Raw genomic sequence first — 9,423 nt, 5'->3', positions numbered from 1 at the left:
TCGATATGGATCCCGATGATGCTGTGAAGATTATTAAGGTAATAGAGCTTTTAATTAAGCAGTGGTACATTGAGCGTCACGAGCAGCAAAAGCTGTATTCCGAAGTCACTAATTTGAGCGATGAGAAATGTTCTCAGAAATCGAATCCAAAATAGTGTCATGGCTTGCTAATAGGTTTCCCTTTAAGTCCCAGTACTGATACAGAAATCGTGCTGGGTTTTCTTTTGTTCCCTCTCCTATCAGACTTACAGTTCGTATAACAGTCATCGCTTTCGCTGAGTCAGTCCCTCGCATAGCTCTTCTTTTATCCATTTTTTCCTCCCTCTTCAGCTCTTGCTTTGTTTAGTTTTCTAAACCTAGTGGCAAAAAAAATACTTATCTATTTCAGTTTCTGAAATTCCTAATAACTTCATTGCTCTGCTCATTTCAGCCTGACTCCATTCAGCATTATTGTTAAGCTTTAGCGACAGTGTAGACCTTCCAATTTCCAGCGCATCTGCAAACTTTTCAAATGTGCTGTATCTTGTTTTAATAAGCAATTTGAGGTTTGTGTAATCGTAATTCATTGCTCCCTCCTTTGTTTAGTTTTCTAAACTATACTGCATAACTTTCTCTCTGTCAACACTTTTGTTTAATTTTCTAAATCTTTTTGTTTGATTTTCTAAACGCCACGTGTATAATGATATTACCTTATATCGAAAGGAACTATATATGGATATTAGAACCAAAAGATTAAATAAAGCGTTCAAAGCTTCTGGATTATCGCAAAGCGAGCTTTGTGATAAAGCGGATATAAACAAAGGGGCACTCTCGTCATATCTTTCGGGAAGATATTTCCCAAAACAAATTGCGTTAGAAAAATTATCCTCCGCGCTAAATGTTTCTATTTCATATTTAATGGGATTTGACACCGATGATACGACAGAAAAAGGAAATCCACGCCCTCTCCCATCGAATATCATTCTGCCTTCAGCGCACAAGCTCCCCATTATGGGTACTATATGCGCAGGAGATGGTGTGGTATGCGAAGATGATTACCAGGGTACGTTTATAGTAGATATAGATGTTAAAGCGGATTACTGCTTGAGGGTACATGGGGATAGTATGATTGGTGCCAATATCTATGATGGAGATATAGTCTTTATTTCAAAGTCTTATGATTTTGTTCAAGACCAAATATACGCTATTGAAAGGTTAGATTACAACGAAGCTTCTCTAAAGAGAGTTACGCAGGATGGCGACACGTTGATACTTAATCCTTGTAATCCTGAGTATCATGCGATGGTTACGGACTATGAAGATGTGAGGATAATCGGGCGATGTGTTGGTGTGCTGCATAAGTATGTGTAGATGTGGAATTAATTAGGAGGTTTATATGGAAGGTTTTGGGAACATTATTTTATACGAGATGGAAAATCACCAAGAGACTGTTTCTGTTACATTTAAAGATGAAACATTTTGGTTAACTCAAAAGGCTATGTCTGAACTATTTGGAGTTGGTGTTCCTGCAATCAGTAAGCATTTGAATAATATTTTCATTGACGGTGAATTAAACGAATCTTCAGTCATTTCCAAAATGGAAACAACTGCGAGAGATGGGAAGAATTACAATACCAACTTCTATAATCTAGATGCAATCATTGCTGTTGGATATAGAGTTAATTCAAAGCAGGCTACTCGCTTTCGCCAGTGGGCAACTGCCACGCTTAAAGAATATATTACTAAAGGCTTCGTACTAAACGACGATATGTTGAAGAACGGAAAGCCTTTCGGTAAGGATTATTTCAAAGAGCTCCTCGAAAGAGTTCGTTCCATCCGTGCCAGTGAAAGAAGAATATATCAGCAAATAACTGACATATATGCAGAATGCAGCATAGACTACGATAGGCAGTCCTCTACTACAAAAGATTTCTATGCTATGATTCAAAACAAATTCCATTATGCCATTACCGGTAAAACCGCAGCTGAAATCATATATTCAAATGCTGACCATACGAAGGATCATATGGGACTTACTACTTGGAAAAATGCTCCAGATGGACGGATATTGAAGAAAGATGTTTCTGTTGCGAAAAATTATCTTTCTCAAGACCAAATTCGCAGACTAGAAAGAACTGTTTCAGGATACTTTGACTATATAGAAGACTTAATCGAGCGTGAAAACACGTTTACGATGGAAGAGTTCGCAAATAGCGTTAATGCATTTCTTGCATTCCGCAGGTATGATATTCTGCACGACAAAGGAAAAGTTTCAAATAAGGCAGCTATTAGTAAGGCGAACGAAGAATTTGATGTATACAACAAGAATCAGAAAATCTTTTCGGACTTTGATAAGGAAATAAAGAAGCTTAAATAGAATAAGTATATCTGGGTGTAAAGAATTATCATGTAAGATAGTATAGATTGAATTATGCCGTTGTCGCATTAAGTGATGATTTAATTTATATTTTGATTATCCAATTGTGGGAAGGAGAAAAGCATGGAATACAATGTGTATTGTGATGAAAGCTGTCACTTAAGGCGCGATTATTCTAATGTCATGGTTTTAGGTTAATTGGCAGAATTGAATGTATATACCGCATAAATAGACTTCATTGGATTCCAGAAATAATAAATATAGCCAACAGTGGTTCTAATAATATAAAAGAATGGAATCACTGTTATAAAAACGGTAAAGGTATTCTTAAAACAAAAAGATGCATTAGATACACCGATAAAGCTATTGATTATATAATTATTTTAGAAGAATCTAAAAATGGTTATGATTTTATAACGGCTTTCCCTGTTCTTTTAAAAAGCTTTAGAAGAAGGTTTGATAAAGAATACTCAGCTTACAAAAACTAAAAAAAGCCGGAGAACCAAAGGTAGTCCAGCATGCTCCTACATACACATTGGTAGTTGAGCTACTTAAAATATATCATATTATGTAAAAAAATCAATACATAATGTTTGTACAATGTCGTACAATGTGTGCACTTTATTTAGTATAAACTATAAAAATAGCCATCACCTGCTGCAACAGGTAACGGCTATAGAAATTGGCATCGCTTGATACACAAAGTTCCAACAAAAGTATATCAGCGATGCCTTGCGATTACAAGCAGGGTACTTTTTGTGCTCGGAAATGGATATGTCATGGCTGATTATTATAAAAAGACATTCACTTTTGAAGGTAAACGCAGATATGTGTATGGCAAGACTGAATTAGAAGCAATTGAAAAAAGAGCTATTCTTAAATCGCAACTTGAGGCCGGGAAGGTAGAGATTAGTCGTAATACTCAGGTCTTTATATGGATTAATGAGTGGCTGGATAATTACAAAGAGCCAGAAGTTAACTATCGATGGTATAAAGATATCCAAGCTATGTGTGAGAGATTTATTGTGCCAGCTATTGGTCATATGAGATTAAGCTCTGTTAAGCCTCTACATATAAAGAAAGTGCTTAACCCTCTTCAGGATTATTCATACTCATTCAATGCTAAAATCTATGATATATTGAATCAAATATTTAATACTGCACTTGAAAATGAGCTTGTTGTTCAAAATCCTATGACTGGTATAAAAAAGCCGCAAGGAAGGACTCCTAAAAAGAGACGAGCCTTAACTAGCGAGGAACGAGAAATATCACTCAAAGTTGCAAATTATCACCGTGGTGGACTATTTATATTGCTTATGTTGTATTGTGGTCTTAGACCTCAAGAAATCGTTCCTCTTCAATGGTCTGATATTGATTTTACATCCAAACGTGTGACTGTTAACAAAGCTCTAAAATCAGATGGGATAGTTCGAGGATTTACAAAGACTAAAGCTGGAATGCGGAGCATACCTATTCCTGGAGTTTTGTTAGATAGGTTAATTGCAGAGCATGATGATGTTACTGATGACTCGTTACTAATATGCGCAAATACTAGAGGCGAGCGATATACTAAGTCATCGATAAACGATTTGTGGAAAAATTTTAAACGTGAAATGAACATAACTGCAGGCTGTAAGGTTCATCCGCAGAAGCACCAGGTTATGCCACCTTATTTTGTTCAAGCGGATCTAACCTTATACTGTTATAGACATACTTACTGTACCGATTTACAGGCTGCAGGTGTACCAATTAATGTAGCTAAAGAACTTATGGGGCATGAGGATATAGCTGTCACATCAAAGATATATACTCATAAATCAGATGTAGCACTTAACAATGCGGCAGAACTAATAGATAAATATAGTCGTGGGGTATAGCCTGTGGTACTAATCTAATAAGGGCTAAAATCACTGATAATAAAACGAGACTCTTAATCAGGGTGTCCAGGGTTCGAACCCCTGATCACGCACCATCAAAACGCAACTCTTAAGAGTTGCGTTTTTCCTTTGTTTTGCTCTATTTTTTTGTTTTGCTCTATTTTATATGTTTATTAATCTTAAAATTACCTAATTCCATCAACCCTTATTTAAACATATTTTCACAACAGTCGCTAATATATATGAATAATATAACGGGGCTACCACACTAAAGTGTAGTAGCCCTGCTTCTTATTTATTCTGTTTGTACTATCATCCGTTCTTCCCTACTTAAGATCCTCCAGTTTGTTTTCCTGGCGCTTGATCTTACGTGTAGTCGTTCTCACGAAATCCTCCTTGCGGACATAGACTTCACGGATACGCTTGAATGGAGCAAGCCCCATATTGAGCTCTGTGATAACCCCCTTTAGCAAAGTTTCAATTTCATCATCTGGTGGAACGCTGCCAAGCTCCTCCTTTATTTCATCCTTGTCAGGAAGAATCTGCACTGCAACGACATCTTCAGCCTCGCCTGATGCAAATACCATCGAATCGGATATATATGTATGCCTATTGATGTAGTCTTCAATTTCCTCCGGATAGATATTCTCACCCGCATTTGTTACGATTACATTTTTAGCACGTCCGGTCAAGAATAGCCAGTCGTCCGCATCGAAGTATCCAATATCACCAGTTCTGAGCCATCCATCCTCGAGCACTTCCGCAGTTGCCTCGGGGAGGTTGTAATAACCGAGCATGACATTTGGCCCTTTGAATAGAATTTCTCCGATGCCGTTTTCATCTGGATTAATTATGCGCACTACTCCGGTATCTACTGGCACTCCGACAGAACCAGATTTATCGTATCTCGTTCTAGCCGCAATCTGAGGTGTTCCTGTTATAAGCGGAGTGCACTCAGTCATGCCGTACCCCTGAAGAACTATTATCCCAAAGTCTTCAAAGTCCTTACAAATCTCTGGTGAAAGTGCTGCCGCACCTGTTATTACAATTCTGAGCTTGCCACCCAGTTCATTAATAATCTGCTTGAAGAGAGTTCTACTCACGTTTACGCCGAATTTACGTGCAGTGCGACTAGCCTTGAGAGCATTCCTGAAAGTCTTTTCCTTGCCCGACTTCTTGATAGTCTTCATGATGCGTCCGTGAATCATCTCGAGTACTCTCGGTACTACGATAACGACTGTATTTCCAGCTTCATGCATATTCTTAACTATGTATTTCATGCCTTCACAGAATGCCGTACTTGCCCCGCGATACAGAACGAGAAGCATGCCGAGCGTACATTCGTAAGTGTGATGAATCGGCAGAATCGAGAGCGTCTTGTCCCATGGGTGGATATTTGCAATGCGGCAAACGTCCATGATGTTAACCGTTATATTGCGGTGATTAAGCATAACTCCCTTTGGGGTGCCTGTCGTTCCAGAAGTGAACAGGATTACCGCCATCTCGTCTGGATCTATTTCCACCTCGGAAAAAGTTGTATCTCCGTCCGCCAGTTTCTCCTCACCCTTGACGAGTAGGTTCCTCCATAGGTGCACTCTTCTGCCAGCTCTTTCAAATTCTGTCGCATCCTCAAGCAGTGGCACCGGCTTATCCTCGAGAGATGTTCTATCACCGTAAAACTCGGTGATCACTAGGTCTGTAATGGTTATGATATTTGAAAGCTTTGGAGCACATTCTGCTGAACAGATTACGATATGGCAATTTGAAGCATCGAGAAGATTCTTAATCTCGTCACCGCCAAGCTCCTTATCAATTGGCACGACAACTAGTCCTGCGTTCATCGTCGCAAGATATGAAGCAATCCATTCATAGCTACCTTCACCGATAATAGCAACACGGCGTTCATCGCTCGCGAGTTCAAGCAACATCGTTCCAATCGCCTCTACATCATGTCCGAGAACTTCATAAGGAACGGGCAGGTACTCTCCTCCACGCTTTGCTTTTACCCAAAATGCCGGCCTTTCGCTGTATTTCTCAACGCTTCCATCCAGAAGCCCTCTAAGCGTCGTAATCTCTCTTATGTCTTTGTACCAGAAGCGACCGCAATCGGAGCCTTTCTTCTCGATAAATGAGTCAGCGCCAAATGGGTTAACTGTAGCCTCACCATTAATCGTGTTGTTCATATCATTCATAGCATGCTCTCCCTGCAAAATACTCTAAATTATCCTAATCATAACATACATTTTGTATTTAATTAAGCTCATCATTATATAGTAAAATTTTCACACAGCCTTTAGATTCAACATATTCATGTTTGGTACAATAAGCAACATAAGTTATTCCGAACGCAAGGAGACAGTATGAATTACGCAAAGATTAGATCAATAGCGCACCTCGTGTCTCTCGTATGCTTACTACTCATTTTCGTAGTATCTACGAGCAGGTACGTTGCTGCAGCTACTCAATCCGATTCGACTCGTACCGGCATCCCAGCAAAGATAACTGCTCAGCACAAGCAGGAATCCGACATTCCAGACTGCACTGAGATCGAAGTTGCTGTTGATGCATCTGTTGTATCAGTTCCAACTATAACAGATGCAGTGGCTGACAACGTTGCTACTCATGCGACTACCAACACTTATTCAGCTCCTCTCGTTGCAACTGGAACGTATACAGTAAAGAAAGTCGAAGATGAGAAGGCTAAGAAGAAAGCCGAAGAAGAAGCAAAGAGCAGTGAGTCAAGCCGTACAGCTACTTCCATAACTTACACTTATACAGGAAGCATTCTCACTAAGTCCAAGGGAACTAACAATGGCCCTGCTGGCAAAGAGACATACTACAATCTCAATATGTCTAGAGTTGTAGCAGCTATGAGCAGATATGGATATTCGCAGTCTGACTACTGGGTTAGAGCTGACGGAGTTAAGATGTTAGGTAACTACGTAATGGTTGCGGCTAGCTACAAAACACACCCTAAAGGTTCTTTGGTTTCCACTTCTCTTGGAACTGGAATCGTATGCGATACAGGCGGTTTTGCAACTAGCAACCCAACACAACTAGACATCGCGACAAATTGGTAATACTTTAAGGTTTTCGTAATAGATATTTATATTGTATATTGGCAAAAGGATCCCTATAATCCCCACGCTACACGAATGTCGAAGAGAGAGCTTAAGGCCGTTGATATGCGGACGAATATATTTGTGATTAAACGAATTAAGAGAAGCAAGCAATAAGCGGGCTTCTCTTTTGTTGTTTCGCGGCTTATATTTCTGCAGCAAAGCTAAATATGTCTGGCGGCTCCTCTCGATTAGTTATAAGATAAAAGTAGTTATGTGTAACATTTGAGGTTATTAACATGGAGAGATATACTTTTTCAGCGACAACGGCTAAATCAGATATTTATGTAGGATTGCTTTTCCCTACACTGATAATGCTGCCTATTCTAGCGATACAATTGATTATATTTTACCTCAATCTCGTGAATACCGTTAAGTCCCATCCATTCCTTTTCGTCATGGTGGTTTTTGCCTGCGTCAATTCCAGCTTTTACCTAGTTAAAAAAATGCACGCTAGATTTGTCAACGACTATATTGCCATACTTGACGAAAACGAAATTACAATTTTGTGTGACGATGAGGAGATTCTCTCGGGCACTGTAGTTTCATGTAAATTCAAGGACGTAGAATCTAAATTTTTCGCAAAAGCTGCTTCATTAGATATCTTTACTGACGATGAAAAAATACAACTTCGTACTAGAGCCAGAGAAGCTCAAAGCTTACTGTCCCCTAACTGGAATCCTTTTGCGACAGGTAGTATATCTGATGTGGATACGCTTGTGTCGCTGGGCATGAGGTTGGAGGAACTCCAGGAGGTTCAATAGCTTTTCTGTATAAAAAAGAAGAAAATCTATCATAACATCATAACAAATATACTATCTATTCTGCTCCGCTAGGCGCTCCTGCTCCGCCTTCTTGTCCATCTTGAACTGCTTACGGAATTCTTCTGGGCTGCTTGGAAGCTTTTTTATGTCGGATTTGTTGTATAGCATATAGTATGGAACATCTTTATTATAAGATATTTCACTTTTGTTTTGTGTTCCTAATACATATCGACCTCTTTTCATTTTATATATAACTCTGCATTTTATACTTTTTTCATTTGTATAAATTTTGCTTCCAAATCCATTAATTATTCTTTTTTTTACACTGGCTGTATTTTCGAACCCAACCATGGCAGCTTCTTTTATCTTAATTAGATAACTTCCACTCTTTTCTTCGTATACACCATAATAAATCCATATACGAGGATGGCTTCTATCCCCATCTTCATCATAATTTTCTTCTTTTCTTCTTGTGTCATCATACATTAGTACACATTTATTTCCCTTTTTTAGCTCAACATAATATCTCGATTGATTTTTTTCTGGGTAATCAGTCTCTATTCCACAAATATATACTGTGTTATGTTTAATTTCAGTGATTGGTCTAGGATTAACCAACATTTTTATTATCATTATAGTTACTATAATTGTAACTATTAATATTATAATTAACTTTATCCTTCCGCTCGTTATTTTATCCACGCAAACACCCCCGACCTAAAGTTATCTTGTCTACATCTCACAGCTCTATCATATTTACTCATATTTTTAAGACTCGGTGCTTCATATAGAATTTTGTTTTCTTCGATATCTTTTTTTATATTCCCATTCTTATCAATAACAAATCTAGATTCTTCTCTAAATTTAGGATCATAATTGTATTTTTCACCAGCAGGATCCACATCTAGCACCGTATGTACCTTATCATTACAACGTGCATAGTTAAAGCTAGAGCAGTTTACCTTAGCATCCTGTGTAGCGTCTTTGTCCAAGAGTGTAAGAAATTTACCATCCCCATTGATTATAAACTCCGAATGAAATCTGGAATTAGTAACAACTTTTAGGTTTATTCCTCCATTTGCGTAACTGTGTCCATCTGGATAAATATACTTTCCTTTTTCAGAATCGTAGTACGCTTTCTGGTGAAGTCTTGCAGATTCCTCTGCTGTCCAGTTCCAGATTTTCTCTTTTACTATATAGTTGATTAGTTTTTCTTCATCTGTACGGCCTTCGTAATTGTCTACTATGTATTTTGCTTGCTGATAAGATATTACATACCTGAACAGATGTAGCTGCTTTCCTAAATC

The 9,423-nt window shown here is 38.4% G+C and carries 10 protein-coding genes; 5 read left to right on the top strand and 5 right to left on the bottom strand.

Going from position 1 to position 9,423, the window contains the following annotated elements:
- Positions 1-108: 108 nt before the first annotated feature.
- Both AXF17_RS02195 and AXF17_RS02190 read right to left on the bottom strand, forming a co-directional pair.
- Positions 109-312, bottom strand: a complete 204-nt coding sequence (locus tag AXF17_RS02195; RefSeq protein ID WP_094233613.1) for a hypothetical protein — start codon at positions 310-312, stop codon at positions 109-111.
- Between the two features lie 44 nt (positions 313-356).
- A complete protein-coding gene (locus AXF17_RS02190; RefSeq protein WP_094233612.1) occupies positions 357-566 on the bottom strand; it encodes a DUF739 family protein in 210 nt (69 codons plus the stop codon).
- Positions 567-711: 145 nt separating this feature from the next.
- Here AXF17_RS02190 and AXF17_RS02185 point away from each other — a divergent pair, with 145 nt between their 5' ends.
- The 3 genes from AXF17_RS02185 to AXF17_RS02175 all read left to right on the top strand — a co-directional run bounded on the left by AXF17_RS02185 (position 712) and on the right by AXF17_RS02175 (position 4,233).
- The gene (locus AXF17_RS02185) at positions 712-1,350 is read left to right on the top strand and encodes a LexA family protein (protein WP_094233611.1); all 639 of its coding nucleotides are present in this window, start codon (positions 712-714) and stop codon (positions 1,348-1,350) included.
- A gap of 25 nt (positions 1,351-1,375) precedes the next feature.
- Positions 1,376-2,356: a virulence RhuM family protein gene (locus AXF17_RS02180; protein ID WP_094233610.1), complete on the top strand. Its 981-nt coding sequence runs from the start codon at positions 1,376-1,378 to the stop codon at positions 2,354-2,356.
- Between the two features lie 779 nt (positions 2,357-3,135).
- Positions 3,136-4,233 carry a tyrosine-type recombinase/integrase gene (locus AXF17_RS02175; RefSeq protein ID WP_157682526.1) on the top strand — a complete coding sequence of 366 codons (1,098 nt, stop codon included), beginning with the start codon at positions 3,136-3,138 and terminating at the stop codon, positions 4,231-4,233.
- Between the two features lie 326 nt (positions 4,234-4,559).
- Here the strand turns inward: AXF17_RS02175 and AXF17_RS02170 are convergent, their stop codons facing one another.
- Positions 4,560-6,425, bottom strand: coding sequence for an AMP-dependent synthetase/ligase (locus AXF17_RS02170; protein WP_094233608.1), 1,866 nt, complete (start codon positions 6,423-6,425; stop codon positions 4,560-4,562).
- Between the two features lie 168 nt (positions 6,426-6,593).
- On the opposite strand from AXF17_RS02170, the gene AXF17_RS02165 reads away from it, so the two are divergent.
- Together AXF17_RS02165 and AXF17_RS02160 are read left to right on the top strand one after the other, a co-directional pair.
- Positions 6,594-7,313 (top strand): hypothetical protein, encoded by a 720-nt coding sequence (locus AXF17_RS02165; protein ID WP_094233607.1) that lies wholly within the window; start codon positions 6,594-6,596, stop codon positions 7,311-7,313.
- Positions 7,314-7,591: 278 nt separating this feature from the next.
- Complete coding sequence (locus tag AXF17_RS02160) at positions 7,592-8,116, top strand: hypothetical protein (RefSeq protein ID WP_094233606.1); 525 nt, start codon at positions 7,592-7,594, stop codon at positions 8,114-8,116.
- Positions 8,117-8,167: 51 nt separating this feature from the next.
- Here the strand turns inward: AXF17_RS02160 and AXF17_RS02155 are convergent, their stop codons facing one another.
- Complete coding sequence (locus AXF17_RS02155; protein WP_094233605.1) at positions 8,168-8,818, bottom strand: hypothetical protein; 651 nt, start codon at positions 8,816-8,818, stop codon at positions 8,168-8,170.
- The coding region (locus AXF17_RS09145; RefSeq protein WP_169711303.1) for a DUF3114 domain-containing protein at positions 8,806-9,423 on the bottom strand (618 nt) is incomplete at its 5' end. The genes AXF17_RS09145 and AXF17_RS02155, both read right to left, overlap by 13 nt.

The sequence above is a fragment of the Mogibacterium pumilum genome (assembly GCF_002243385.1).
Classification (GTDB): domain Bacteria; phylum Bacillota; class Clostridia; order Peptostreptococcales; family Anaerovoracaceae; genus Mogibacterium; species Mogibacterium pumilum.
This window is presented reverse-complemented; position numbering and strand designations above follow the sequence as displayed.